A 24,668-nucleotide genomic window follows, 5' to 3' on the forward strand; every position below is an offset into this window, starting at 1 on the left:
GCGTCAGCCCGAGTCCGGCTCGGGCTCCCGGAACTTCTCGGGGAGGCAGTCGCCGCCTCGCGTGTGCAGGTACGGCTGATACCACAGGCACCCCTTGGCGGTGCATCGCCAGAGGTTGTCCACGAAGTGGCGGTCTCCCTTCTCCGCGCGGACCGCCACCTTCTCTTGGGCGTTGAGCTTGCGGAAGTTCTGCCTGCTACGGCAGGTCGGGCACTCCCTTTCGATCATGAACCCCTCCTCGCGATCGCCGCCAGGTCCGGGAAGTCGGTCACCACCGCGTCGACTCCCAGCCCGTAGTACAGCGCGTATTCCGCGAACGCGTTCCCGAAATCGTTGACTCCGGTGCCCCGGCGGAAGTCCGTCGGCAGGAACTGGTTCTCGCTGCGGAAGGTGTACGGGCCGACCTTCAGGCCCGCCGCGTGGGCGTCGGCGAGGAGGGACGTCGGGGTGCCCAGGGCGCCGTCCGTGCCCACCGGGACGATCGACGTCTTGTCGGGGCCGATCCAGTCCGCGTACGCGGCGATCTGCGCGAGGCCCGTCGGCGTCATCATGTCCTTGTACGTCGTCGGGTCGCCGGAGGAGACCAGGTCGAAGGGGCCGCCCGTGGTGCCGAGAGCCTGCCACAGCGGTACGCCGGGTTTCGCGGCGGCGATCCGCTTCAGGCTCGTCGGCTCGAAGGACTGGACGACGCACTCGCGCGGGCCGAGCCGGTTGCGGCGGATGAGGTCCGCCAGCTTCGGTTCCAGTTCCAGGCCGATCGAGCGGAAGTAGGTGGGGTGCTTGGTCTCCGGGAAGACCGCGATCGTACGGCCGTGGGTGCGGGACAGGCGGCGGGCCAGGTCCACCACCTCCTGGAAGGTGAGCACGTCGTAGCGGCCGTCGAAGACGGTGTTGCGGTTGCGGACCAGGGGGAGGCGCTCCACGGCCCGTAACGTCTTCAACTCGGCCAGGGTGAAGTCCTCCGTGAACCAGCCCGTCACGCTGCGGCCGTCGACCGTCTTCGTCGTGCGACGGCCGGTGAACTCCGGGTGTGACGCCACGTCTGTCGTCTGCGAGATCTCGTTCTCGTGCCGGACGACCAGGACGTGGTCCTTGGTCGGGACCAGGTCCGGTTCGATCCAGTCGGCGCCTGTCTGGACGCCGTATGTGTAGGCCGCCGCCGTGTGTTCGGGGCGCCAGCCGGCGGCGCCGCGGTGGCCGACCACGAGCGGGGTGCGGGGGCGGGTGGGTTCGGTTGCCGCGGTGGCGGGGGTGCTTGCGGCCGCCGCTGTGCCGGCGGCGGCCGCGAGCAGCACGGAGCGACGTCTCGGGTACGGGGTCATGCAACTCCCTTTCCGGGTTAGGTGGTTGATGTGCTTTCTTCGCCCCCTCCGCCCCCACCCGTCCCGTATCAGCCTTTCGGCTGCGGGTGGGTGGGGGCTTGTCGCGCAGTTCCCCGCGCCCCTAAAAGGGGCGCGGGGAACTGCGCAGTCTTTTAGGGGGCGGAGGGGCGAGGAAAATCAGTGGCGCGCTCGCTCGCGTGCCTCCGTCAGGCGGGCCAAGTGGTCCTCGTACGCCTTGGCGTAGTAGGCCGCCCGGGCCGCGTCGGGTTCGACGACCGCGGTCGGCTCGGTCCACGCGGCCGCGTCGAGGACGACCCCGTACCGCTCCGCCGCCGCGAGAACCGCCCCCCGCGCCCCCACCTCGCCCTCCACAACCCGTAGCGGCCGCCCGAGCACATCCGCCAGCAACCGCATCCAGGCGGGACTGCGCGTGCCCCCACCGCAGACCGCCAGCGACCCCGTCAGACCCGCGGCCTCCAGGCAGTGACGGGCCGCGTAGCCGATGCCCTCGCAGGTGGCGCGGATCAGGTCGCCGCGTGTCGACTCCAGGGAGACGCCGGTGAGTTCGGCGCGCAGGCGGGGCTCGACGAAGGGAGCGCGCTCGCCCGAGGGAGCGAAGTACGGCAGCACGCGGACGCCGTGAGCACCCGGCGGCGTCGCGGCCAACAGCGCGTCCACTTCGTCGTGGCGGACGCCCGTCGTGGACAGGACCCAGTCCAGTGCCGCCGTGCCGACCATCGCGGGCATGGCACGCAGCCAGTACCCGGCCCGGTCGGTGGAGATGTACAGGCCGGCCGGTTCGCCGGTCAGATCGAGGTCCGTCGTCCCGACGAGGCCGGCGAGGCACGTGCCGACGATCAGCAGCCCGTCGCCTGGGGCCGTGACGCCCGCACCGAGTGCGCAGGCGGGCAGATCGTAGGGGCCGTCCGCGATCGGTGTTCCGGGCGGCAGACCCTCGCCGCGTGTCCGCCCGGTCGCCACCGGGTCGCTCACCGGCGCCAGGAGTCCGCGCCGGTGGGTCAGCCCGAGGAGCTCGACGACCCGGTTGTCGTACGTACGGGTGCGCGGGTCGAGAAACGGCATCGACGCGTCGGAGACGTCCGTCGCCCGGACTCTGGTCCCGGTCAGGCGCTGGAAGACCATGTCCTTGCAGTACAGGGCCGTCGTCGCGGCGTCGAGCGACGCCGGCTCGTAGCGGTCCAGCCAGGCCAGCAGGGGGCCGGGGCAGCCGGGAAACATGGCGCTGCCGGTGCGCCGGAAGACCGTCTCGAACGTGCCGTCGGCCAGCCACTGGTCGACCAGCTCGTGCGCCCGGCCGTCCATCCAGGACGCGGCGGCCCGCACCGGCCGGCCCGCACCGTCGACGAGCCACACCCCGTCACCCTGCCCGGTGAGCCCGGCCAGTTCTACAGGGCCCGGCACGGCGGCGGTCAGCGCGGAGAGCACGGCGACCACCGCCGCGTACACCTCCTCCATGTCCTGCTCGACGAAGCCGCCGCGGATGGTGAGGTCCACCGGCCGTGCCCGCACGGCCAGTTCGCGGCCCGTGTCGTCGAAGGCGGCGGCCTTCACCATGGACGTGCCCACATCGATACCGACGTACATGCCCCTCGGCCTCCCTCAGATCGACTCGTCTCATTCGGTCGGGCCTCAGTCGAGGCAGTGTGCCAGCGGCTCCCCCCGTGTCCAGCGGCCCACCTCCGCCGCCGCGATCCGCGCCGCCTTTTCGGCCACCGCGCGGCTGGCCCCGCCCAAGTGGGGTGTCATCACCAGCCGTTCGGTGCCGGTGAGGTCGAAGAGGGGGGAGCCGGGCGGTACCGGTTCCCGTGCGTAGGTGTCGAGGGCCGCCGCCGACAGCTGCCCGCTCTTGAGCGCCTCGCACAGCGCGTCCTCGTCGACGAGCGGACCGCGCGCCACGTTCACCAGGACGGCACCGGGCGGCAGCAGCTCCAGCTCTCGGGCGCCGATCAGGCCACGGGTCTCGGGGGTGAGCCGGGCGTGCAGGCTGATCACCCGGGACCGGCCGAGGAGTTCGTCCAGGGAACCGACCCGCAGCCCGTGCACCTCACCGCGCACATACGGGTCGTACACCAGCACCCGTGCCCCGAACGCGCCGAGCACCCGCGCGACCCGGCTGCCGACGGCCCCGTAGCCGACGAGTCCGACGGGAAGGTCCTCCAGCTCCAGGCCGCTCTGCTCGTAGGTGTAGTAGGTCGCCCCGCCCCAACTCCCTTGCCGGGCGAGGAGATCGTGGGCCTGTGGGATGCGACGCAGCGCCGCGAGGAGCAGTCCGACGGTGAATTCGGCGGTGGCCGCGGCGTTGCGGCCCGGCGCGAAGCACACCCGTACGCCGTGGGCGCGGGCCGCGTCCCGGTTCACGTTGACCGGGCCGCCCCGGCAGACGACCACCAGGCGCAGCCGGGGCGAGGTGGCCAGCACCCGTTCGGTCACCGGTCCCATCTGGGTGACCAGGACGTCCGCGTCGGCGAGTGCCTCGATCAGCTCGTCCTCGGCGTCGCTCGCCTCCTCGACCTCGGCGACCCGGCCGAAGGGTTCCAGTGGCCAGCCGAGCGTCAACTCCCGTATGGAGAGGGGTTGTTCGCGGAGTTCTTCGCAGACGGCGGTGGTGATCAGTGAGGGGAGGACGAAGTGGTCGCCGGCGGCCACCACGTGCACGGGCGCTGTCATCGCAGGGAGTCTCCCGTCTCGGCGTCGAAGACATGGGTGAGGCCGGGATCGGCGGTCACCCGGACCCGCTCGTCGTGCGCGAGCCGCACCTCGGGGCCGGTGAGGACGACGAGCGGCCGTACGACTCCTTCGAGGGCGAGGGTGGCGATGCCCGCCTCCAGGAGGGGCTCGTGGGCGCTCACCCGGGCCGGAATCCCACCCCCGTCGCACAGTTCCAGATCCTCCGGCCGGATGCCGACCACCACCTCCCGCCCCTCCGCCACCTTCACCGGCAGCGCGAAGCTCACCGTCTCCGAGAGCCGTGCGCGTCCGTCCCCCGTGGAGATCCCGGGCAGCAGATTGATCGCGGGCTCCCCGACGAAGTCGGCGACGAAGACGTTGGCCGGGCTGTCGTAGATCTCGTACGGCGTGCCCAGCTGCTGGATGACGCCGTCCTTCATCACGGCGATCCGGTCGGCGAGGGAGAGGGCCTCCTCCTGGTCGTGCGTGACCAGGATCGTGGTGTGCCCCAAGTCCCGCTGGATACGCTTGAGTTCACGACGGGTCGTGTCGCGCTGGGCCGCGTCGAGGTGGGAGAGCGGTTCGTCGAGGAGGAGGACGTCGGGCTCGCGGATCAGCGCGCGGGCGAGGGCCACCCGCTGCTTCTGGCCGCTGGACAGACCGGCGGGCCGGGCCTGGAGGATGTCGGTGAGGTCGACGCGCTCGGCGATCTCGGCGACCTTGCGGGCGACATCCCCCCGTGATCCCCTCGCTACCCGCCTGCGCGCCTTCAGCCCGAACGCCAGGTTCTCGGCGACGCTCAGCGGCGGATACAGGGCGTAGTTCTCGAAGGCGACCCCGATGTTGCGGGCCTGAGCGGGCCGCCCCACGACCGAGGCGCCGCTCACCAGGATGTCCCCGCCGGTCACCGTCTCCAGGCCCGCGATCATCCGCAGGGTGGTGGACTTGCCGCACCCGGACGGCCCGAGCAGTCCGAGGAGTTCGCCGGAGCGCAGCTCCAGGTCGATCCCGCGCACCGCGTCCACCGCCGGACGGCCCCGGGACCGGTACGTCTTCCGTAGCTCACGCAGTACCAACTCGGCCATGGACACCCTCTCTGAAGATCAGCCGGCGGCGCACACTTCGTAGGGGACCTTGTGCTCGTCGAGATCGCGCAGCGCCTCCGCCGACGCCCCGTCGTCCACCAGGACCAGGTCGAAGCGGGACAGCGGGCCGACCCGGTGCAGCGCGACGCGGCCGAGCTTGGTGTGGTCCAGCAGCAGGATGTTGCGGGCGGCCGAGTCGAGCATGGCGCGCTTCACGGAGACGATGTGCTGCTCCTGGTGGTACGCGTACCCGCCGAAGACCGCCGACGTCGAGGCGAAACAGACGTCGACGCGCAGCGACTGCACCGCCTCCACGCAGGACACCCCGAGGAACGAGGAGTGCAGCGGGTCGTAGTCGCCGCCCAGGGCCATCAGGTGGATGCCGCGCCGGTCGGAGAGGAGGTTGATCGCCTCCAGGAAGTTGGTGACGACCGTGAGCGGGGTGATCTCGCCCAGCCTGCGGGCTATCTCCAGCGCGGACGTCGAGTCGTCGAGCAGTATCGCCATGCCGGGCTCGATGAGCTTGAGCGCGCGCTCGGCGACGGCCGCCTTCTGCGGGCGCATCGTCTTCAGCCGGTACTGGACGTTCGACTCGAAGACCCCGGACGGCTGCGCGGTCACCCCACCCCTGAACTTCCTGACGATTCCCTGTCGTTCGAGCTCGTCGAGGTCCCTGTGGATGGTCATGAGGCTCACCCCGAAGCGCTCGGCCAGCTCGGCCGCCGTCGCCGATCCGTCGGCCAGCACCTGCTCGGCCATGGCCGCCTGCCGGCCCGCCGGCCCCTGCTGTGCACCACTGGTGCCACCGCTGCTGCTCATCGCGTGCTCGTCTCGATCCTTCGTCCTGGACACTCCGGCCGGTCGGCCTCGAACAGCAGCAGGTTCTCAGGCCGTACGGTCAGCCGTACCGGATCGTCCGGACGCAGATGCGTCGCGTCGGTGCGCGGCGCGACGAGCGAGACGTGCTGCGCGCCGAGCCGGACGGTGACCTCGACGGCCCGTCCGAGCACCTCGGTGACATACACGCTGCCGGTCAGCTCGTGACCGTCGCCCTTGAGCACGAGATCACGCGGCCGTACGCCGACCAGCACGTCCGTACCCGGGGAGGCTCCCGCCCCGACCGGCAGCTCGACCGCCCCGTCCGCCGACCGGAAACTCCCCCCGGAGGTGATCGTCCCCGGCAGCAGATTGATCCGCGGCCGCCCGAACGCCCGTGCCACCTCCGTGTCGCAGGGCCGGTACCAGATCTCCTCCCGTGTTCCCGTCTGCACGATCCGGCCGTCCCGGATGACGCCGATCCGGTCACCGAGGGCGAGCGCCTCGACGGAGTCGTGGGTGACGTACAGCGTGGTGGTGTGCTGAACGGCGCCGATCGCCTTGAGTTCGGCGCGCATCGACTGGCGCAGTTTGGCGTCCAGGTGGGAGAGCGGTTCGTCGAGGAGGAAGGCGCGGGCGGGCCGTACCAGCACCCGGCCGAGCGCGATCCGCTGCCGCTGCCCGTTCGACAACTGACCCACCGGACGGTCCAACAGGCCGCCGATGCCCAGGAGTTCGGCGATCGCTCCGATACGGTCGCGGGCCTCGGACGCGGGCAGCTTGTACCGGGGCGAGCGCAGCGGGGAAGCGAGGTTGTCGTACGCCGAGCGATGCGGGTAGAGGGCGTAGCTCTCGAAGCACATGGCGACGCCCCGGTCGTAGGGCTCGACGCCGGTCATGTCGGTGCCGTCGAGTTCGACCGTGCCGGAGTCGGGCTGTTCGAGTCCGGCGATGGTCTTGAGGGTGGTCGTCTTGCCGGCCCCCGACGGGCCGAGCAGGCAGAAGAACTCGCCCTCGCGGACCTCGAGTTCGAGACCGTCGAGGGCCTTCGTCTTCCCGTACGTCTTCTTGATTCCCCGTAGCAGGATCACGACTTCACCGCCCCGAACGACAGCCCCCGCACCAGATACCGCTGGATCGTCAGCGCGAGCAGCAGCGGCGGTACGACGGAGACCAGCGCGGCGGCGGCCGTGAGGTTGTACTTGGGCCGGTCGCCGCCGAGGAAGGACAGCGCGCCCACGGTCACCGTCTGGGCCTCGTTGGAGGTGAGGATCAGCGGGAAGACGAAGTTGTTCCAGGCGAAGATGAACGCCAGCAGCGACACGGCCGCGATGCCCGGCTTGACCAGCGGCAGCGCGACCTTGAAGAACGCCTGCTTGCGCGTGTAGCCGTCCAGAAGTGCCGCCTGCTCCAGCTCCGGTGTCAGATCGGCGAAGTACGACCGCATGATCCACACGATCAGCGGCAGCGTGACGAGTTGCAGCACCCACACCATGCCGACGTACGTGTCGAAGAGGCCGAGCTTCTGGTAGAGCACGAACAGCGGGATGATCACGGTGAGTTCGGGGGCGAAGCGGAACGACAGCAGCGTGAACATCAGGTTCTCGGAGCCCTTGAACCGCCAGCGCGCCGACGCGTACGCCGCCGGGAGACCGACCACGAGCGAGAGCGCGACCGCGCCCAGCGACACCACCAGGCTGTTGACGAAGAAGCGGACGAACGGGATGCCCTCGCTGTCGCCGAGCACGGTCCGGTAGGAGTCGAGGGTCGGGGTGAAGGAGAAATACGTGCTGAAGAGCTGGTCGGCGGGCTTCAGCGAAAGGATCACCATCCAGGCGATCGGGAAGAGCGCGAAGACGAAGTAGAGGATGAGCGCGGCGTCGGCCAGCCGGCCCAGCAGGCGTGCCTTCAAGGTCACTTGGTCACCTCCGCCGCCCGGCGCTGGATCCTGCCCAGATGGCGGACCAGCACCATCGCCGCCAGATAGACCACGGCCCACAGCACGATCGTGTAGCTGATCCCGAACGAGTAGCGCTGGAAGCGGATCGCCTCCAGATAGGCGCGGATCTGCAGTACCACCGTGGAGTCGCCGGGCCCGCCCTCGGTGAGGGCGTAGATGATGTCGAACACCTTCAGCGAGTCCATGAACCGGAAGATCACCGCGACCAGCACATACGGCCACAGCATCGGCAGCGTGAGCCGCCGGAAGGTGTACCACCAGCCGGCGCCGTCGACCGCCGCGGCCTCGAAGGGGGAGGTCGGCAGCGATCGCAGCCCGGCCAGGGCCAGGATCGCCACGAACGGCGTGTACACCCACACGTCGACGGCGATCGACGAGAGCAACGCACCCATCGGGGTGTCCGTCCACTGAACTCCCCCCAGCCCGAAGGGTTTCAGCAGATGGTTGACGACCCCCACCGACGGCTGGAGCATCAGCTTCCAGATGATCGCGGCGATCACCGGCGCGATCATCAGCGGCAGGATCAGGATCTTCTCCAGCACCCGGCCGACGATCGACGACCGGTGCAGCAGCAGGGCCACGGCGACCCCGAGCACGGTCTCGACGCCGGCGGCCCCGACCGCGTACAGCACGGTCACCCATGCCGAGTTCCAGAAGGACTCCTGGGTGAAGACCGTCCGGTAGTTGTCGAGGCCCACCACGTCCGGCTGCGGCTTGCTCGCCGCGAAGTCGAACACCGTGTAGTACAGCCCGAGTCCGAAGGGGTACAGGATCCCGCAGGTCAGCAGCAGCGCGGGCACGATCAGCAGGTACGGGCGCAGCCCGCGCCGCCAGCGCGGGACGGCCCGTACCCGCCGCGCGCCCTCCTCGCGTGAGGCCGCCCCGTGGTCGGTCTCCGTCAACGAGGTCATCGGGCTCAACTCACCTTGGACGCGAGGTCGCTTGCGAGGCCGTTGAGCACGGACTTGGCGTTCTTGCCGCCGTAGATCTCCTGGAGCGAGGCCGCCCAGCTCGTCGTCGCGTCGAAGAACTGCTCCTGCGGGGTGAACTGGATCTTCGTCTGGTCGACGACCGTCTCGAAGGTGTCGATGAACCCTTCGAGGTGCTTCATCTTGTCCTTGTACGCGCCGTCCTGGCTGATCGACTTCCGGACCGGGTCGATGTGGTTGTACGTGATCGCGCCCTTGCGCAGATGCTCCTTGCCGGTGGCCCACTGCAGGAACAGCCAGGCGGCGGACTTCTTCTTGCTCTTGGCGTTCATGCCGAGCGACCAGATCCACATGTTCGTCGCGAGGGACCCGTCGGGCCCCTTCGGCCCGGGATGGAAGGCGATCTTCCCGGAGGCGGGGCTCGCCCCCTTCACTGCCTGGAAGTACGCGGCCGTGTCCGCGTCGAAGAGCATCCCGGCCTTCTTCGCGCCGAGGTCGCTGGAGCACTGGTACCAGGTGTACGACGTCCACGAGGGCGGGCCGCCCTGCTTGACCATGCCCGCCCAGTCCTGGGTGAAGGCGATGGCCTCCGGGGTGTTCATGGCGGGCTTGAGCTTGCCGTCGGTGACGGTGAAGTCCTTCAGTCCGTTGCGGGCGTACATCGTCATGAAGCCGGGGTGGATGGTCGCCCAGCTGCGCGAGCCGCGCACGGCGATCCCGTACATGCCGTCGAATCCGGCGCCCGGTGCCTTGCGCTTGATGACGGACGCCAGTTCCCGTAACTCGTCGAAGCTCTCCGCCGGCTTGAGGCCGAGCTTCTTGAAGACGTCCGTGTTGTACGCGACGACGTTCGTCTCCCAGCCCCACGGCAGCGCGTACTGCCCGCCCTGTCCGAGCGGCGCGCCCGCCTTCAGGGACCACTGGTCGGCCTGGAGGAGGTTCGGGAAGAAGTCGGCCTGGTCCCATTCGTCGCCGGTGGCCGAGGAGTTGCGCATCCACGGCCCGAGGTCCTCCAGCCACCCCGGCGGCCCGTACTGCCACACCATGTAGGCGCCGAGCATGAAGACGTCGTACGAGGCGCGCCCGCTGGACAGATCCACGGTGAGCTTGTCGAAGTAGTTGTCCTCGGGGAAGACGTCGTACTCGACCTTGATACCGGTCTTCTCGGTGAACGACTTCAGGTCGGCGATCAGCGCGTCCGTGTACGGATGCTTGTTCAGCAGCGCCTTGACCGTCTTGCCCTTCTCCCGCTTCCAGTCGAAGGCTCCGGTGACGTCGGCGGCGGCCGACCCGTCGTTCTTCTTGTCGTCCCCGCCGAACCCGGCGCCGCAGGCGGTCAGCAGCGGGGCCGAGGCGGCCGCGGCGGCCAGCGCGAGGAAGCGCCGGCGGTCGTGCACGTGCATGTCCATCCGTGACCTCCACATCGATAGGGCCCGGTCCGGTTAACACGTTGAGTCGACTCGTTAACAGAGGGTGTAACGGCGGGGGTTGACCGTCAATCCCTCGCGCAAGTGAAAATCTCAGGGCACAGTGAGAAGTTCACAGTCTGAGTCGCGATGTGGGAGGTCCGGGATGGCGTACGAGGGTGACGCGGCCCTGAGCCGGATCGCGGACGAGGGTGGCGCGTGGCTGGGGATCGACCTGGGCACGCAGAGCGTCCGCGTCCTGCTCGCCACGGGGGAGGGGAAGGTCCTCGGCAGCGGCACGGCTCCGCTGACCGGCCGGCGCGCGGGACCCCGGCACGAGCAGGACCCGGAGCACTGGTGGGACGCCGTGTGCACCGCGTCCCGCGCCGCGCTCGGCGGCCGTCCGCGCGTCCGGATCGGGGGGCTCGCGGTGTGCGCCACCTCCGGGACGGTGCTGCTCACGGACAGCTCGGGTCACCCGCTGACACCCGGCCTGATGTACGACGACGGGCGCGCCGCGGCGGAGGGGGAGCGGGCCCGGGCGGCGGGGCTCTCCGTGCAGAACGGCTGGGCGCTGCCGAAGGCGCTGTGGCTGGTGCGGGAGTACACCGGCGCCCGGCTGGCCCACCAGCCCGACGTGATCGTCACCCGGCTCACCGGCCACCCGGCCCCCACCGACTCCAGCCACGCCCTCAAGACCGCCTACGACCTGGAGCGGGCCACCTGGCCGTACGCCGCCTTCGCCGAACTCGGGCTCCCCGCCCGCCTGTTGCCCGACGTCGTACGCCCCGGAACCCGCCTCGGCGAGGTCTGCGCGGCCGCCGCCGAACGCACCGGCATCCCTGTCGGCACCCCCGTGATCGCCGGGATGACCGACGGCTGCGCGGCCCAGATCGCCTCGGGCGCCCTGCGCGAGGGCTCCTGGAACTCGGTGCTCGGGACGACACTCGTGCTCAAGGGGGTGTCGTCGGCACCGGTGCGGGATGGCACCGGGGTGGTCTACAACCACCGTGCGCCGGACGGGAGTTGGTGGCCGGGAGGCGCGTCGAGCGTCGGCGCGGGCGCGCTCACGACGTACTTCCCGGATGCCTCGCCCGGCCCCCTGGACAAGGCCGCCCGGCCCTTCGCCGCCCTGGACAAGGCCGCCCGGCCCCTCCCCGCGATGGACAAGGCCGCCCGGCCCCCCGCCGCCCTGGACAAGGCCGCCCGGCCCCTCCCCGCGATGGACAAGGCGGCCCAGCACCTCGCCGCCATGGACCAGGAGGCCGCTGCCCACGAGCCCGCCTCCGTCCTCGCGTACCCCCTCACCTCACCCGGCGAACGCTTTCCCTTCCTCGCGCCGGACGCCACCCCATTCGTCCTCGGCGCACCCGCCTCCGACGCCGACCTGTGGGCCGCGCTCCTCCAGGGCGTCGGCCTCGCCGAGCGGCTCTGCCTCGACTATCTGCACCACCTCGGCGCTCCGCTGGACGGCCCGCTCACCTTCACGGGCGGCGCCGCCCGCAGCCCGTACTGGAACCAGCTGCGCGCCGACATCCTCGGCCGCCCCGCCCGCGTGCCCGAACAGACCGAACCCGCCCTGGGCATGGCCGCGTTGGCGGCCTACGGCACGGGCGCCGCCCCCACCCTCGCGGACGCCGCCGAACGCATGGTCCGCGTCCGTACGGTCCTCGCGCCCCGCCCCGTCCGCACGGCACTCTTCGCCGACCCGTACGCGCGCCTCGTCGACGAACTGGAGTACCGCGGCTGGCTCCCCGCTCCCGTCGCGGCGCACGCGCGAGCGCGGCTGGACCTGGATACTGCGGGGTCATGAGTACGACGAACACGACCCTGCTGCTGGCCCGGCACGGGCAGACCGTCTGGCACGCCGAGAACCGCTACGCCGGCGTGAGCGACGTGCCCCTCACCGACGAGGGCCGCGCCCAGGCGGAGGCCCTCGGCCGCTGGGCCGCCGCCCACCCGGTCGACGCGATCTGGACGTCGACCGTCTCCCGCGCCATCGCCACCGCCGAGCCCGCCTGCCGCGCCCTGGGCCTCACCCCGCACCGCGAACCCGCCCTGCGCGAATGCGACTTCGGCGTCGTGGAGGGCCGTACCCTCGCCGAGTTCGAGGCGGAGAACCCGGCGCGCGCGAAGGCCTTCCGGGCCGACCCGGTGTCGTATCCCTTCCCGGAGGCGGAGGACCCCCGCACCGCCGCGGCCCGCGGTGCGCACGCCCTGCGCCGCATCGCCGCCGCGCATCCTGGCGAGCGCGTCCTGGTCGTCGCCCACAACACCCTCCTCCGCCTGGTCCTCTGCTCCGTCCTGTCCATCCCCTTGAGCGAATACCGCCGCGTCTTCCCGCACCTGCGCAACGCGGCGATCACCGAACTCCGGGTGACGGACGGGTCGGTCGCCTTGCTGTCGCTCAACGTGCCGTGTGCGTGAGGGAAAGCCCCCGCGAGTCAGGTTCTCGCGGGGGCTTTCCTTTTCCGCCTGCCACGTGAAGGGTGAGAAGACGATCACGAGCAGGACGCTTCATACATGCCTCAGAGGGCGAGCAGCAACACGTCGGCGCGGGACTTGGCCGCTTCGTAACGTCGCGCCACATCTTGCCAGTCGACGACCTGCCACATCGCGTCGATGAAGTCGACCTTCTGGTTCCTGTACTGCAGGTAGAACGCGTGCTCCCAGGCGTCGAAGACCAGGATCGGTACCGAGCCCTGCCCGACGTTGCCCTGGTGGTCGTAGATCTGCTCGACGATCAGTCGGCCGCTCAGCGGCTCGTACGCGAGGACGCCCCAGCCGGAGCCCTGCGTGGTCGCGGAGGCCTTGGTCAGCTGGGCCTTGAAGGCGCCGAACGAGCCGAAGGACTCCGTGATCGCGTCCGCGAGGTCGCCGACTCCGTCCGCGGCGAGGGGCTCGCCGCCACCGTCGCCGGTCATGTTCGTCCAGTAGATGCTGTGCAGGATGTGGCCGGAGAGGTGGAAGGCCAGGTTCTTCTCCAGGCCGTTGACCGACCCCCACGACTCCTTGTCCCGCGCCTCCGCGAGCTGCTCCAGCGTGTCGTTGGCGCCCTTCACATAGGCCGCGTGGTGCTTGTCGTGGTGCAGCTCGATGATCTCGGGGCTGATCACCGGCGCGAGCGCGGAGTAGTCGTACGGCAGCTCAGGGAGCGTGTAGACGGGCATGCGGGGTCCCCTCCGACCTCTTATTGCAACTTACTTGCAACTGCACGCTAGCAACAAAAAGGCCCCCGCGTGTGCAACGCGAGGGCCTTTGGGTGAGTGAGGGAGGTCAGTGGCGGGAGCTGAGGGACGTCAGTGGCAGGAGCCGACGGACATCAGTGGCGAGCGCGCGCCTTCTGCCAGGCGTAGCCGACGACCGCGAGGAACAGCGTCATCCCGCCCGTCGAGTACAGCTGCACCCGGGTGTCCGGCTCCCGGGCCATCAGGACGAAGATCGCCACCATGCCCGCCAGGGCGACCCAGGTCAGCACCGGGAACGCCCACATCCGTACGACCAGCTTCTCCGGCGCCTCGCGCTCCACCTTGCGGCGCAGGCGCAGCTGGGAGACCGCGATGAAGATCCAGACGACCAGGATCACCGCGCCGATCATGTTCAGCAGCCAGGGGAAGACGTCGTTCGGACGCCAGTAGCTGAGCACGACGCACACGAAGCCGAAGACCGACGACGCGAGGACGGCGACGCGCGGTACGCCGGACGAGACCTTGCCCAGGGTCTTCGGGCCCTGGCCGCGCTCCACCAGCGAGTACGCGATGCGCGAGGCCCCGTAGATGTTGGCGTTCATCGCCGAGAGCAGCGCGACGAGGATGACCACGTCCATCAGCTGCGCGGCGCCGGGGATGCCCAGCTGGTCGAGGGCGGCGACGTACGGGCCCTTCTCGACGACCTCCTTGGAGTCCCACGGGACGAGGGTGACGACGACCGCCATGGAGCCGATGTAGAAGAGCGCGATGCGCCACATGGCCGTACGGACCGCACGGGCCACGCCCTGGACCGGGTTCTCCGACTCGGCCGCCGCGATGGTGACCGTCTCCAGGCCGCCGTACGCGAAGACGGACGCGAGCAGCCCGATGACGAGCCCCTCGCTGCCGTTCGGCAGGAAGTCGGTGAGGTGGGAGGTGCCGGGGGAGTCCGTGCCCGGCAGTACGCCGGCGATGGCCAGCACGCCCAGCATCAGGAACAGGCTGATCGCGCCCACCTTCAGCGCGGCGAACCAGAATTCGAACTCGCCGAAGTTCTTCACGGCGGCGAGATTGGCCACGCAGAAGACGACCATGAACAGCGCCACCCACGCCCAGTCGGGCGTGCCCGGCAGCCAGCCGGTGACGATCTTCGCGGCGCCGATGCCCTCCAGGCCCACCGCCGTGCACAGCAGCACCCAGAACGACCAGCCCGCGGTGAAGCCCGCCCACGGTCCGATCGCCCGCTCGGCGTGCGCGGAGAAGGAACCGGACGACGGATACGCGGCCGACATCTCGCCGAGCATCCGCATCACCAGCATGACGAGCAGACCGGAGATGGCGTACGCGACGACGATCGACGGACCGGCGGCGGCGATCCCCGCGCCGGACCCGACGAACAGGCCCGCGCCGATCACACCGCCGAGGGCGATCATCGAGAGGTGGCGCTGCTTGAGGCCGTGGGGGAGGGAGACGTCGTCGTCCGCGGTCTGCGGCGGCGTCTCGACTGTGGTGCTGGGCATGGGCGCGGCTCGTCCAATGCGTGAGATGGGCAAAAACGCCCACAGTCTGGGCAGCCTCTCCGGTCAGAGGGAGAGGCTGCCCAGTATCCGGACGCGCGCGGTACGGTGAGTGACCGCCGCGTTACGCGGCGACCGTCGTGTAGTGCGAGGCGTCGCCCGCGAGCGAGTAGCTCTCCTTGCCCTCGATGCCGACCGGTACGTCACCGGCGACGGTCACCCGGTGCAGTCGGCGGGGCCGGCCGTCGTAGTTGTCGATGGCGTAGTGCTGGGTGATCCGGTTGTCGAAGAGGACGAGCTGGTTCTCCGACCAGCGGTGGCGCAGGATGTTCTCCGGCCGGGTCACGTACGCCTGGAGCAGGTCGAGGACCTTGCGGGACTCGGCCGGCGACAGGCCCACGATCCGCTGCGCGAACCCGCCGATGAACAGTCCGCGCTCACCGGTCAGCGGGTGGACGCGGACCACAGGGTGGATCGTGCGGTACTTGATCGACGTGAACTGGGCGCGCTGGGCGGCCTGTTCCTCGTCGATCTCCTCCTCCGGTACGGCGTAGTCGTAGTCGTTGGTGTGCTCCGCCCACAGCGTGTCGGCCAGCTGCCGCAGCGGCTCGGGCAGGTTGCGGTAGGCGGCCGCCGAACTGGCGATCAGGGTCTCGCCGCCGTACGGCGGGATCGTGATGCTGCGCAGGGTGCTGGCCTGCGGCGGGTTGAGGACGAAGGTGACGTCGGTGTGCCAGTGGTTGGCGGCGCGGCCACGCTCGCTGTCGACGGGCAGCACGTTCGGGACGCCGTCGATGGAGGACACCGTCGGGTGGGCGGTGGTGACGTCGCCGAAGTGGCGGGCGAAGGCCTGCTGGCCCTCGTCGTCGAGGGTCACGTCGTCGAAGACCAGGGCCTTGTGGATGTTCAGGGCCTCCCGGAGCGCGGCGACGGTCTCCTCGTCGAGGGGCTTGGAGATGTCGACGCCGGAGATCTGGGCGCCTATGTGTGCGGTGACCTTGCGGATCTCGATGGACATGCGTGGTCCTTTCAGACGGTGGCGAGTGCGGGGGTGACGTACTGGTTGGCGGGGCGGGGGAGGCCGTAGTGCTCCCGCAGGGTCTGACGGGGGCCGTCGTACTCTGCGCGGAGCAGGCCGCGGGCGCGGAGGATCGGGACGACGTGGTCGACGAAGAGCTCGAGGCCGGACGGCAGGACGGCGGGCATGATGTTGAAGCCGTCGGCGGCGCCGTGCGTGAACCACTCCTCGATCGCGTCGGCGACCTGTTCGGGGGTTCCGGCGAAGGTGAGGTGTCCGCGTCCGCCGCCGAGCCGGCCGATCAGCTGCCGTACGGTGAGCCGTTCGCGCCGGGCGAGTTCGACGATGAGCGTGTAGCGGCTCTTGGCGCCCTCGATGGCGTCCTCGGGCGGAAGGCCGTCGGGGAGTTGGGCATCCAACTCCAGTGTTCCGGGCTCCAGTTGCAGCAGGTTCTCCAGGCGGCCCACGCCGTGCGCGTACACGATGTGGTCCTCGAGGACCTGCTCGTGGGTCCGCGCCTCGGCCTCCGTGGACCCGATGACCGGGACGATGCCGGGCAGCACCTTGATGTGGTCGGGGTCCCGGCCGGCCTGTTGTGTACGGGACTTGAGGTCGGCGTAGAAGGCCTGCGCGTCGGCGAGGGTCTGCTGGGCGGTGAACACCGCCTCCGCGTACCGGGCCGCGAACGCCTTGCCGTCGTCGGAGGAGCCCGCCTGCACGAGGAGCGGATAGCCCTGGGGCGTACGGGGGACGTTGAGAGCGCCCTCGACGCTGAAGTACCTCCCCTTGTGCCGGGGCGGGTGGATCTTGGCGTCGTCGCCCCAGACACCGGCCGCCTTGTCGGCGACGATCGCGTCGTCCTCCCAGCTGTCCCAGAGCTTCAGGGCCACGTCCAGGAACTCGGCGGCGCGGGCGTACCGGTCGGCGTGCGCGGGTTCGTGCTCGAGGCCGAAGTTGCGGGCGGCCTCGGCACCCGCCGTGGTGACGATGTTCCAGCCCGCCCGGCCGCCGCTGATGATGTCCAGGGAGGCGAACTTGCGGGCCAGGTTGTAGGGGGAGTTGTAGGAGGTGGAGGCCGTGGCGATCAGACCGATGTGCTCGGTGGCCGTCGCCAGAGCGGTGAGCAGGGTGAGCGGTTCCAGGGCGCCGGCCGGCCGCTGGGCGAGGTTGCCCCACAGCTGCGGGCCGTCGGCGAGGAAGAGGGAGTCGAAGGTCCCCCGCTCGGCGATGCGGGCCAGCTCGACGTAGTGGGCGAGCTCGACGTGGGCGTACGGGTCGCTCTCCGGCAGCCGCCACGACGCCTCGTGGTGGCCGGTGTTCATCAGGAACGCGTTCAGGTGGAGCTGACGGGTCACTTGTGGTCCTCCGTGACGCCGAGGGCGGTCAGCAGCCGCTCCCGGTACTCGCCGAGCAGCGGGTCCCGGTACGAGCGCGGGTGCGGGCGGTCGATGGTCAGGTCGAGGCCGATACGGCCCTGGTCGAGGACGAGCACCCGGTCGGCGAGCACGATCGCCTCGTCCACGTCGTGCGTGACGAGAAGCACGGAGGGGCGGTGGCGCTCCCACAGCTCCCTGAGCAGGGCGTGCATCTTGATCCGGGTGAGGGCGTCGAGGGCGCCGAACGGCTCGTCGGCCAGCAGGAGTTCGGGCTCGCGGACCAAGGAGCGGGCGAGTGCGGCCCGCTGGGCCTCGCCGCCGGACAGCTCGTTGGGCCAGGCGCGCTCGCGGCCTTTCAGCCCCACCTCGGCGAGGGCGTCGCGACCCCTCTGGGCCGCCTCCTTGCCGTCGAGGCCGAGGAGTACGTTGTCCAGGACCCGGCGCCAGGGCAGCAGCCGGGAGTCCTGGAAGACCACGGACACCCGCTCCGGGGCGGTGAGCTGACCTCCCCCAAGCTCTCGGCTTCGCTCGAGCAGGGGGGACCCCCATCCGGCGACCTCGTGGTCGAGGCCCGCGACGGCGCGCAGCAGCGTGCTCTTGCCGGAGCCGCTGTGCCCGAGCAGGGCCGTGAACTGCCCGGCCGGGAGGTCGAGGTCGATGCCGTCGAGGACCGTACGGCCGTCGAACGACCTCGTCAGTCCGCGGAGTTGGACCGCGGGCCGGGTCAGCTGCTCAGTGTGCGGCGCCATGACAGCACCCTCCGTTCGATGAGACGGACCGTGCTGTCGGAGACCAGGCCGAAGACGCCGTAGACGAGCAGGCCGACGAGGATGACGTCGGACTGGCCGTAGTTCTGGGCCTGGAACATCATGTAGCCGAGTCCGCTGGTCGCGTTGATCTGCTCCAGCACCACCAGGCCCAGCCAGGAGCCGGTCACCCCGAGCCGCAGCCCGACGAAGAAGCCGGGCAGTGCGCCGGGGATGACGATCTGGCGGATGAAGGCCCACCTCGACAGGCCCTGGACCTCGGCGAGTTCGACGAAACGGCTGTCGATGCCGGACAGCGCTGCGTGCGTGTTGAGGTAGATCGGGATGTAGACGACGATGGCGATGATCGCGATCTTGAAGGTCTCGCCGATGCCCAGCCACAGGATGAACAGCGGGATCAGACCCAGCGTCGGGATCGCCCGGTTGAGGTTCACCGTCCCGTCGATCAGCGCCTCGCCGACCCGGCTCAGCCCCGACGCCAGCGCGAGGGCGACCCCGGCGACGAGGCCGATCGCGAAGCCGTACGCGGCGCGCTGGAGCGAGGTCAGGACGTCGGTGGGCAGGGTCCCGTCCGTCCACAGATGACCGGCCGACTTCAGGACCGTCCAGGGGGCCGGGATCGCGCCGGGGTCGAGCTGTCCGGCGGCGGAGGCGACGGCCCACAGGGCGAGGAGGAGTGCGGGGCCGATGAGCCGGGAGGCGGGCAGGCGTTTGCCGGGGGAGAGGCCGCGGCGCCGCCGTCGTACCTGATGGCTCTCTTCCTGCGCCGTCACCGGAGCCGCGGTGGTCGTGGTGGTCATGGCGGTCACCTCCGGTACTCCGCCGGTACGGCCTTGGCCGCGATGTCCTCGAAGCGGTGGTCGAAGAGCGAGGAGACGTCGAACTTCTTCACGAAGCCGCCCTCCGCCAGCAGATCGGCGGTCTCCTGCTCCCACTTGATTGCTTCGTCCCAACTCGGCGGGAACAAGGGCTTGTTGGCGAGTTCGCTGATCGACTGGGCCTGCGCGAGCGTCAGATTCTGCGTCTTGACGTAGAACTCCTCGTTCCAGGTGTCGGGGTGCTCGTACGTCCAGACCTGGCCCTTGGCCCAGTACGGGATGTACGCGGCGACCGCGGCGGCCTTCGCGGAGTCGCCCAGCACCGAGGTCGGGGCCCACAGCAGGTTGAGCAGGTCGACGACGTCCGTGGCGATCGTGTGAGCGCCCTTGGACTTGTACTGCTGCAGATAGGCGGGGGCCTGGCTGTTGGCCAGCGGCGCGATGTCCACCTGGCCCGACTGCAGGGCCGTCAGGAACTGGTTGCTGGTCAGCGGGACGAGCTCGACGTCGTCGTACGTGATCCCGGCCTTCTTGAGCGCCCGCAGGAGTACGACGCCTTGGGCCTGGCCCTGCGAGAAGGCGAGCTTCTTGCCCTTGAAGTCCTCGACCGACTGGATGTCGCTGCCGGGCTTGGTGGCGAAGAGGTAGTTGGGCTTGCGGGTGATGTTGATCGCGACGATCTTCGCGTCGAAACCCTGGTAGTGCGCCTGGATCGGCGGAATTCCCGCGTTGTTGGCGAGATCCAGGGACTTGGCGCGGAACGCGTTGATGACGTCCGGGCCGGCGCCGATGTTCACCCAGCTCGACACCTTGAAGGGAAGATCGTCCAACTTGGCGAGTTCGAACTGGAGTTGCTGGGTGTTCTGGAACGAGGCGATCTTCAGGCTCGTACCGGACGGGACCTTGTCGGCCAGCGGGGCGGACGAGGCGCCCTTGCTCTCGGTGGCGGCGCTGCTTTGCGCGCAGCCGCTCAGACCGGCGACGCCGGCTGCGGCGCCGAGCAGGGAGGTGAGGAAGAGCCGTCGGTCGACACCCGACACAGGAGAAGAAGGCATGGGAGGACTCCGTGAGTTCAGAAGGCAGGAACGCATGCGGAATTCCGGGCACGAAGAAGCCGGGGAAAGGGAATTCACGCAGGAAGAAATGAGCGCTTCACACGCGGCAACGTGTCAGCAACAAAGGGTGCGACAGCTCACGAACGGGCTCATGAGCAGGATGTTCCTGGCCATCGGCCACTCCTGTCAACATTCCGAGTTTCTGAATTAAATAGCCTCAGGTGAAGCGGCCAACGGATCCCGGTACAGCACGTCGAGCGCCACCGAACCCCCGGCCACGGCGAGTACGGAATCCGGGAAACTCGTCGGCGCGACGGCCGCCGCGCGTTCGTCGCCGACCTCCTCGCGCAGTGCGGTGAGGCAGTCCTCCCGGTGAAGGACACCGACCTCGGTCACGACCACCGTCTCCGGATTGAGCACGTCAAGGAGCAGCCGCGCCACCCGTCCGATGGCGCGTGCCCGCTCCAGCAGCAGCCGTACGGCCTCCGGGTCACCGTCGGCCGCCGCCGCGACCACGTGCATGGGGTTCACGCCGTCGATGACGCGCGCCTCCCGCGCCCGCCGGCACAGCGTTCGCTCGCTCAACTCGGCCTGGAGGCAGCCGATGCGCCCGCAGTCGCACAGCTCCGTGCCGCCCGGCACCGGCAGGTGGGCGATGGCGCCCGCTTGGGAACGGGGCCCGTGGTGCACCTCGTCGTTGGTGGCGAACGCCGCGTCGACCACGTTGCCGACGAACAGGTGCAGCACGCTCCGGCTGCCCCGCGCCTGCCCGAACAGCCGCTCCGCGTTGACCAACGCCCGTGCGTGCCCGTCCACATGGACCGGCAGCCCCGTGCGCTCGCCGAGCACCTCCCGCACCGCCACGTCCCGCCAGCCCAGCAGCGGGTGCTCGACGACGGTGCCGGACTCGCGGTCCACCCAGCCGCCGACGGCCACGCCGACGCCGAGGGGTCTGCAGCCGGGAGCGTCGGCCAGCAGCGCCGTCAGCCCGTCGGCGGCCCGCGCCAGCACCCACCCGGGATCGATGTGCTCGTGCTTCAGCTCGCGCCGGGCCACCACCTGTCCGCGCAGATCGAGCAGCGCGACCGTGGTGTACGGCACCGCCACATGCACCCCGCCGACCACGAACCGCGAGTCGTCCAGGTCGACGGGGACGTGCGGACGCCCCACACCGTTCGACCGCCGGGGCGCCGCCGCCTCGCGGATCAGTCCGAGTTCGGCGAACCGGGAGCAGTAGTCCGTCACCGACGCCGGCGACAGCCCGGTCAGCCGGGCGATGGTGCTGCGCGCCACCGGACCGTGCTCCAGCACGGACCGCAGCACGACGCTCGCGCTCGTCCTGCGCCGGTCGGGATCGGCGGCGCGCGGTATGCGGGAGGGGGGAGAAGTGGGGGTGGGGGAGGTGAGAGTGGGTGCCGCGGTATGGGGCATGGCGATCATCCTCGGGAACGGGTCCGACACTGCGCCGTCTCGTGAAGTGAGGCGCACGGGATCCGCTCCGCCCGCCTCGCTAGGGACGGCGACAGGCGGCCGCGCTCACACGTCGCAGGTCGACATGGCGACGCGACGAGAAGTTCCGGGCCTGGGCAACCATGCGCTCGAAGCTAGCAAAACGGGCCACCGCTGCCCAGACGGCGACCGACGGGCGAGACGGCATCCGTACAGACGGCTGACACATTTGGTGAATCTCTACAGACAGCCTGCGTCGCAGCCACGTAGGGCAAGGCACTCCACCTCAGTGACCGGCATCACGCCGTACCCGGTGTAACGCACACTCTTGTCGGGAGTCCACCAAGCCCCCGTTCCGTCCTTTGTCGACCACTGACGGTGATCGCCCACGCACCCCTGGGATAGCGTCACCGTGTCCCAACCTGCCTGCACCCGCCGGAGTCCCCATGAGCACCGCTGCCGCCACCGCCCGCCCCGGAGAGGTCCTCGCTGATCTCCTGCCCGCGTCTCGCGTCCGTGACGTCGCCCTTGTGCTCGGCGGCGCCGCCCTCACCGGCCTGGCCGCCCAGATCTCCCTCCCGGTACCGGGCTCCCCGGTGCCGGTGACCGGCCAGACCTTCGCGGCGCTCCTCGTCGGCACGGCGCTCGGCGCCGGCCGGGGCCTCTTCTCCCTCGCCCTGTACGCGCTGCTCGGCCTGGCCGGTGTCCCGTGGTTCGCCGGCGGCGCCTCCGGCGCCACCGTGTCCTTCGGTTACATCCTCGGCATGCTCCTCGCCTCCACCGTCGTGGGCGCCCTCGCCCGCCGCGGCGCGGACCGCTCGGTCCTGCGCATGGCCGGGGCGATGCTGCTCGGCGAGGCGATCATCTACGCGATCGGCGTCCCGTACCTGGCCCTGGCCACCGGCATGTCGGCGAGCGCGGCCATCGCGGCCGGCCTCACCCCGTTCCTGATCGGCGACGCCCTCAAGGCCGCCCTGGCGATGGGCGCACTGCCCACCGCCTGGAAGCTGATCAACAAGTGACGCTCAGTCGCTGATGTTGTAGTTCCTGCGGAAGAGGTTCGCCGGGTCGTACTCCGACTTCAATCCGGCGAGCCTCTTCCGCGTTCCGGCGTCGTACAGCCCCTCGGTCCGATCGCCCGCCCCGAACGCGAAGTTGAGCGCACGCCCGATCGTCCACGATGCGATCCCCTCGAATGCCGGGTCCAGCACCTCGCGAGCCTGCTCCCGGTCCGTCATCGCCAACAGCCTTACGAGGAAACGCCCTTCGCGATGGGGTACGGAGTTCGGCGCGTCCTGCGCCAGTGCCCCGCCCAGATGGTTGATCTGCACGACGCACATCGCGGGCGCGTCCGGACCGGTGCGGGCGAGGAGTTCGCCCGCCGCGGCCGCATCCAGTTCACTCAGCACCGCGCTGTCGCCGTAGTACGTGTGCGGGAAGTCCGGGTCCCTGTGGATGGTGTGGCTCTCGGCGTACGGCATCTCGCGCAGCGAGTCCGCGAGGACAGGCCCGATCTCCCGCAGTGGGGCGACGACCCGCTCACCGTCCGCGCCCGTGTACGCCACGCGTACGGAGATCACGTACCGCCCGCGCAGTTGAGGCGGCATCCCCGGCACGTCCGGGTACGGAACGGCCGCGAACGACGAGGTCAGCCCGTCCGGCACGGTCCGCGTCCAGCGCTCGTACGCCCGCAGTACGGCCACCGGATCGACCGCGCGCCCGTCGAAGGCGAGCGAGCCGCCGTACAGCCGCGCGACCGGTACGAGGCCGATCTCCAACTCGGTGACGACGCCGAAGTTGTGGCCGCCGCCGAGGAGCGCCCAGTACAAGTTGCCGTCCGAGGCAGGCGTCACATGGCGGAGCCGGCCGTCGGCGGTGACCACGTCGAGCGAGCGCACATGATCGGCGGCGTACCCGAACTCCCGTGCCAGGATGCCGAGTCCGCCGCTGAGCGTGTACGAGACGGCGCCCACGCCCGGCGCCGATCCGTTCAGCGGGGCGAGCCCGTACGGCTCGGCCGCCGCGACGACCTGGCCCCAGCGGACGCCCGCGTGGACCCGGACGGTGCGCGCCTGAGGATCGACGCTCACCTCGTCCATGCGTTTCGTCGTGATCAGGACGCCGCCCTCCGCCGCACCCGGCAGCCCGTGCCCGGTGGCCTGCACACCGACCGGCAGGCCCGCGGAGGCGGCGTACCGCACCGCGGCGGCCACGTCGTCGGCCGAGGACGCGGCGAAGATCACGGCGGGCCGCTGCGCGAAGCCGGTCTGGAAACCGGCGAGTTCCTCGTCGTACCCGGGCTCACCGGGGCGGAGGACGAGCCGGTCACGGTCTGCGGAGTTCCGGTCCTGGTACGCGGTGTTGTCGACGGTGTCCATACGGCTCATCGTGGCGGCATTACTTGACAAGTGCCGTCAGGTTTTCCGGAGTCATGAAAAAGGGTGGGCCGGGATGCCACGCTCGGCATCCCGGCCCACCCTTGACGGTCGCTTTTCAGGACTGCTGCTGCCCCGGGCGCCGCCTGGCCCACCACAGGCCCGCCGCTCCCGCCGAGATCAGCGCCGCGCCCGCCGCGCCGAGCGGCAGCATGTCGCTCCCCGCGCCGGTCTTCGGCAGCTGGTCGCCGCCGGGTGCCACCGGCTTGTTGTCGGTGCCGAGCAGCAGCGGGGTGGCCGGGGCGTTCGGCGACGGGTTCGTCGTACCGAACGGCACCGGGCCCTGCTGCCAGTACGTCTTCTTCCCGTCGCTCGTCTGCACCGGCAGACAGATCTTCCCGGTCTTGCTCAGATCGAACGTCGCGTCGACGTCGTACGACTTCGACTTGCCGGCCGCGAGATTGCCGACGGCGCAAACGAAACCACTGTTCGAACCCTTGGGCAGATCTTTGTCGGCCATGGCGGTGCAGCCCTTGACGTCCTTGACCTGAAGGCCGTCGAAACCGACCACCAAAAGCCTGATGTCGCCGCTGTCCTTGGTCCCTTCGTTCTTTACCGTGGCGGTAATCGCCGTCTTCTGTGAACTGTTGTCGACCGAGATCTTCTCGGGCAGTAGCGTGGTCAGCTTTACACCCGCCGGTGCCTCGTCAATTACCTTTCCCCCCTTGCTGTTCCCCGGTCCCTGGTCGTCCGCGACGGCGGTGAAAGAAAGGATCATCACGGCCGAGAAAGATGCCGTGAGCAGCGATCCAGCGATGGTCGTCGTGTGACGAGAACTCATGTTCGTCCCCCTTGGCTGCGCCTGAATTCGCAGTACTTGAAGAGGTACCACAAGATTT

At 70.1% G+C, this 24,668-nt stretch carries 23 protein-coding genes; 3 read left to right on the forward strand and 20 right to left on the reverse strand.

Translation table 11 applies throughout. The features are described from left to right. Window positions 1-3 precede the first annotated feature (3 nt). The 10 genes from ACFY0T_RS45220 to ACFY0T_RS45265 form a co-directional block, all read right to left on the reverse strand. Complete coding sequence (locus tag ACFY0T_RS45220) at window positions 4-228, reverse strand: hypothetical protein (protein WP_388884387.1); 225 nt, start codon at window positions 226-228, stop codon at window positions 4-6. Then, on the reverse strand, window positions 225-1,322 hold the full coding sequence (locus tag ACFY0T_RS45225) for a glycerophosphodiester phosphodiesterase (RefSeq protein ID WP_388884388.1): 1,098 nt from the start codon (window positions 1,320-1,322) through the stop codon (window positions 225-227). Before ACFY0T_RS45225 ends, ACFY0T_RS45220 begins: the two co-directional genes overlap by 4 nt. 177 nt (window positions 1,323-1,499) lie before the next feature. Continuing rightward, a complete protein-coding gene (locus ACFY0T_RS45230) occupies window positions 1,500-2,927 on the reverse strand; it encodes an FGGY family carbohydrate kinase (protein WP_388884389.1) in 1,428 nt (475 codons plus the stop codon). A gap of 45 nt (window positions 2,928-2,972) precedes the next feature. Continuing rightward, window positions 2,973-4,010 carry a 2-hydroxyacid dehydrogenase gene (locus ACFY0T_RS45235; RefSeq protein WP_388884390.1) on the reverse strand — a complete coding sequence of 346 codons (1,038 nt, stop codon included), beginning with the start codon at window positions 4,008-4,010 and terminating at the stop codon, window positions 2,973-2,975. After that, window positions 4,007-5,095, reverse strand: a complete 1,089-nt coding sequence (locus ACFY0T_RS45240) for an ABC transporter ATP-binding protein (protein WP_388884391.1) — start codon at window positions 5,093-5,095, stop codon at window positions 4,007-4,009. The genes ACFY0T_RS45235 and ACFY0T_RS45240 overlap by 4 nt, the downstream gene beginning before the upstream one ends. 18 nt (window positions 5,096-5,113) lie before the next feature. After that, window positions 5,114-5,914 carry a DeoR/GlpR family DNA-binding transcription regulator gene (locus tag ACFY0T_RS45245; RefSeq protein WP_388884392.1) on the reverse strand — a complete coding sequence of 267 codons (801 nt, stop codon included), beginning with the start codon at window positions 5,912-5,914 and terminating at the stop codon, window positions 5,114-5,116. Further along, window positions 5,911-7,002 (reverse strand): ABC transporter ATP-binding protein, encoded by a 1,092-nt coding sequence (locus tag ACFY0T_RS45250; RefSeq protein ID WP_388884393.1) that lies wholly within the window; start codon window positions 7,000-7,002, stop codon window positions 5,911-5,913. The genes ACFY0T_RS45245 and ACFY0T_RS45250 overlap by 4 nt, the downstream gene beginning before the upstream one ends. After that, complete coding sequence (locus tag ACFY0T_RS45255) at window positions 6,999-7,829, reverse strand: carbohydrate ABC transporter permease (protein WP_388884394.1); 831 nt, start codon at window positions 7,827-7,829, stop codon at window positions 6,999-7,001. The genes ACFY0T_RS45250 and ACFY0T_RS45255 overlap by 4 nt, the downstream gene beginning before the upstream one ends. Continuing rightward, window positions 7,826-8,782 carry a carbohydrate ABC transporter permease gene (locus ACFY0T_RS45260; RefSeq protein WP_388884395.1) on the reverse strand — a complete coding sequence of 319 codons (957 nt, stop codon included), beginning with the start codon at window positions 8,780-8,782 and terminating at the stop codon, window positions 7,826-7,828. Before ACFY0T_RS45260 ends, ACFY0T_RS45255 begins: the two co-directional genes overlap by 4 nt. 5 nt (window positions 8,783-8,787) lie before the next feature. Continuing rightward, complete coding sequence (locus ACFY0T_RS45265) at window positions 8,788-10,209, reverse strand: ABC transporter substrate-binding protein (protein ID WP_388884396.1); 1,422 nt, start codon at window positions 10,207-10,209, stop codon at window positions 8,788-8,790. Window positions 10,210-10,372: 163 nt separating this feature from the next. Between ACFY0T_RS45265 and ACFY0T_RS45270 the strand changes: the two genes are divergently transcribed. Next, complete coding sequence (locus ACFY0T_RS45270; protein ID WP_388884397.1) at window positions 10,373-12,019, forward strand: FGGY family carbohydrate kinase; 1,647 nt, start codon at window positions 10,373-10,375, stop codon at window positions 12,017-12,019. Then, window positions 12,016-12,633 (forward strand): histidine phosphatase family protein, encoded by a 618-nt coding sequence (locus tag ACFY0T_RS45275; RefSeq protein ID WP_388884398.1) that lies wholly within the window; start codon window positions 12,016-12,018, stop codon window positions 12,631-12,633. The genes ACFY0T_RS45270 and ACFY0T_RS45275 overlap by 4 nt, the downstream gene beginning before the upstream one ends. 101 nt (window positions 12,634-12,734) lie before the next feature. On the opposite strand, the gene ACFY0T_RS45280 is transcribed toward ACFY0T_RS45275, so the two are convergent. The 8 genes from ACFY0T_RS45280 to ACFY0T_RS45315 all read right to left on the reverse strand — a co-directional run bounded on the left by ACFY0T_RS45280 (window position 12,735) and on the right by ACFY0T_RS45315 (window position 21,376). Beyond that, window positions 12,735-13,376: a superoxide dismutase gene (locus ACFY0T_RS45280; RefSeq protein WP_388884399.1), complete on the reverse strand. Its 642-nt coding sequence runs from the start codon at window positions 13,374-13,376 to the stop codon at window positions 12,735-12,737. Window positions 13,377-13,528: 152 nt separating this feature from the next. Next, window positions 13,529-14,914: an amino acid permease gene (locus ACFY0T_RS45285; protein WP_388884400.1), complete on the reverse strand. Its 1,386-nt coding sequence runs from the start codon at window positions 14,912-14,914 to the stop codon at window positions 13,529-13,531. 121 nt (window positions 14,915-15,035) lie between these two features. Next, entirely contained in the window at window positions 15,036-15,929 is an 894-nt protein-coding gene (locus ACFY0T_RS45290) for a TauD/TfdA dioxygenase family protein (RefSeq protein ID WP_388884401.1), read from the reverse strand. An 11-nt stretch (window positions 15,930-15,940) separates the two neighbouring features. Further along, window positions 15,941-17,284 carry an LLM class flavin-dependent oxidoreductase gene (locus ACFY0T_RS45295; protein WP_388884402.1) on the reverse strand — a complete coding sequence of 448 codons (1,344 nt, stop codon included), beginning with the start codon at window positions 17,282-17,284 and terminating at the stop codon, window positions 15,941-15,943. Continuing rightward, window positions 17,281-18,054 (reverse strand): ABC transporter ATP-binding protein, encoded by a 774-nt coding sequence (locus ACFY0T_RS45300; RefSeq protein WP_388884403.1) that lies wholly within the window; start codon window positions 18,052-18,054, stop codon window positions 17,281-17,283. The genes ACFY0T_RS45295 and ACFY0T_RS45300 overlap by 4 nt, the downstream gene beginning before the upstream one ends. Further along, window positions 18,030-18,872: an ABC transporter permease gene (locus ACFY0T_RS45305; RefSeq protein ID WP_388884404.1), complete on the reverse strand. Its 843-nt coding sequence runs from the start codon at window positions 18,870-18,872 to the stop codon at window positions 18,030-18,032. The genes ACFY0T_RS45300 and ACFY0T_RS45305 overlap by 25 nt, the downstream gene beginning before the upstream one ends. 5 nt (window positions 18,873-18,877) lie before the next feature. Then, window positions 18,878-19,945: an ABC transporter substrate-binding protein gene (locus ACFY0T_RS45310; RefSeq protein ID WP_388884405.1), complete on the reverse strand. Its 1,068-nt coding sequence runs from the start codon at window positions 19,943-19,945 to the stop codon at window positions 18,878-18,880. A gap of 207 nt (window positions 19,946-20,152) precedes the next feature. Further along, on the reverse strand, window positions 20,153-21,376 hold the full coding sequence (locus ACFY0T_RS45315) for an ROK family protein (protein WP_388884406.1): 1,224 nt from the start codon (window positions 21,374-21,376) through the stop codon (window positions 20,153-20,155). A gap of 464 nt (window positions 21,377-21,840) precedes the next feature. On the opposite strand from ACFY0T_RS45315, the gene ACFY0T_RS45320 reads away from it, so the two are divergent. Further along, on the forward strand, window positions 21,841-22,416 hold the full coding sequence (locus ACFY0T_RS45320; RefSeq protein ID WP_388884407.1) for a biotin transporter BioY: 576 nt from the start codon (window positions 21,841-21,843) through the stop codon (window positions 22,414-22,416). 3 nt (window positions 22,417-22,419) lie between these two features. Here the strand turns inward: ACFY0T_RS45320 and ACFY0T_RS45325 are convergent, their stop codons facing one another. Both ACFY0T_RS45325 and ACFY0T_RS45330 read right to left on the reverse strand, forming a co-directional pair. Next, a complete protein-coding gene (locus tag ACFY0T_RS45325; protein WP_388884408.1) occupies window positions 22,420-23,772 on the reverse strand; it encodes an FAD-binding oxidoreductase in 1,353 nt (450 codons plus the stop codon). A 115-nt stretch (window positions 23,773-23,887) separates the two neighbouring features. Further along, on the reverse strand, window positions 23,888-24,610 hold the full coding sequence (locus ACFY0T_RS45330; RefSeq protein ID WP_388884409.1) for an LPXTG cell wall anchor domain-containing protein: 723 nt from the start codon (window positions 24,608-24,610) through the stop codon (window positions 23,888-23,890). Window positions 24,611-24,668 lie beyond the last annotated feature (58 nt).

The organism is Streptomyces sp. NPDC001530, assembly GCF_042894545.1.
Lineage (GTDB): Bacteria > Actinomycetota > Actinomycetes > Streptomycetales > Streptomycetaceae > Streptomyces.